The following is a 1,561-nucleotide window of genomic DNA, read 5'->3' on the forward strand; positions in this document are numbered from 1 at the left end:
TGCATTTCTCCACGTAGTTCTTTGATCCGATCTCCAACGCTTTCCACTGAAACCTCCACATATGTGTGACGAATAATAAATTATTGTCTTGACACATCCGTTCATGTGATTTAAAACAAAAAAGAGTGTATTTAAACAATTTCATATCTGCCGTAAAGATTCTGTGTCTCTCGTTAACAGTGAGAACAGTCGAACAAGGTGTGGTTCACAAAAAATGAGCAGAAAAGATAAAAATACCACAAAATTTTGTGCTTCGGAAGTTTCTTTTGAATTCCGAGAAATCCATCCGACTCTTACCGACGCCAAAAATACCCGGCTCATGAAGCTGTTTGCGGAAGACTTGGTCAATTATGTACACCAAAAACAGCAATTAAAAACGAGCCCATTGACCCGCACAATTTCCCCTCTGGTTATCCACAAGTGCGCTGGAAAAATCTCCCCTGTCCTGTTGATTGAATGCTGTATACACAGAAATGATGATGACCTTTCCTCTTTGCTCATTTTTTAATCACATTGCTATGATTAACTTATCTCGGCAATGAGACCTGTTTTATTGCACCGTCTGCATGGTGTTCTCGTTTCCCGATCATGGTTGTCATATTCGATTATCACCCCTCGACCGTCGCAGGAAAAACAGGTCTGCTTCCACCGGTTGCTGATATGGTATCGATTCCACTGATCCCAGATCCGATGAAAAACTTCCTGGCCGTCGGCAATGAGATTGTGCGGTTCCAGCATCAGTTCTTTTCGCCTACGGATTACATTGATGGCAGCCAGGTAGTATTTGCCATCCAGCAAACTTAAGTCGGCGACGTCAAGTTGCCACTCGCTGCCGTTGTAGGCACTCAATACAACTTGGGCGGCTACTCTTCCACCAGAAGTGTCAGTTTGGGCCAAGCCGGTCATAAGGTGGACAGCCTCTTCGTATTCTTCATGCGTGATCGAATTCATACATGACTCCTCAAAATATCATGGTTCATCCTGGTAATAATTGTTGCCAGCATCTCGCAATATCACGGTTCCGCTATCCTGGCCTCTGGCTGGTTCCAGCGGGTTGGAAACAAATTGTCTGATGTTAGCACCAACCTTTGCCGACATGTTGTCGCCGGATTCTGAATGGCTTGCCAAGCAGCCCGTATTGTCATGTTTCGTTCGATCAGAGGTTCCTGTTACAGACCAGCAGCAGATCGTCAAAATTGTCGCCATAACAAAGTACTTGAGCCATGACGGTATTACATTTATCGGCATGAGACATCCTGACGCTTTCGAATCAATTCTCAGGAAATAATTCAAGCTGCATAGACGACGAACACATACTGTAAACACGTTTACGATTCGGCTTTGTTTTCCTCCTAATGATTTTTAAGAAAACCTTTTCTGCATCCTCACGCTGCCAGCGAAACCACGCTTCCAGTTGGCCACGCCCTCTTGTACTGCCAGAGGTTTTTTCAACAACATAACCATCCCGGATGTGCAGAAGCCGCAGACAATACCAAGCGCTACATACTGAATCCGCTTGGAGGAAAACCTGCTGAATGACTTCAGGGTCTCTTTGAGTACG

Annotated in this window: 3 protein-coding genes; 1 reads left to right on the top strand and 2 read right to left on the bottom strand. The window is 44.8% G+C overall.

The annotated features are described in order from the left end of the window. Positions 1–214: 214 nt before the first annotated feature. Complete coding sequence (locus tag U9R42_14605; protein ID MEA3497255.1) at positions 215–508, top strand: hypothetical protein; 294 nt, start codon at positions 215–217, stop codon at positions 506–508. Between the two features lie 14 nt (positions 509–522). Here the strand turns inward: U9R42_14605 and U9R42_14610 are convergent, their stop codons facing one another. Continuing rightward, complete coding sequence (locus tag U9R42_14610; protein MEA3497256.1) at positions 523–951, bottom strand: hypothetical protein; 429 nt, start codon at positions 949–951, stop codon at positions 523–525. 411 nt (positions 952–1,362) lie between these two features. Next, positions 1,363–1,561: hypothetical protein (locus U9R42_14615; protein ID MEA3497257.1), on the bottom strand; the 199-nt coding region annotated here is incomplete at its 5' end.

Source organism: Bacteroidota bacterium (assembly GCA_034723125.1).
GTDB lineage: Bacteria > Bacteroidota > Bacteroidia > CAILMK01 > JAAYUY01 > JAYEOP01.

Bases quoted from the DNA above. Each gene is read 5' to 3' on its own strand.
- U9R42_14605 (MEA3497255.1), top strand. From the start codon at position 215: ATGAGCAGAAAAGATAAAAATACCACAAAATTTTGTGCTTCGGAAGTT.
- U9R42_14610 (MEA3497256.1), bottom strand. From the start codon at position 951: ATGAATTCGATCACGCATGAAGAATACGAAGAGGCTGTCCACCTTATG.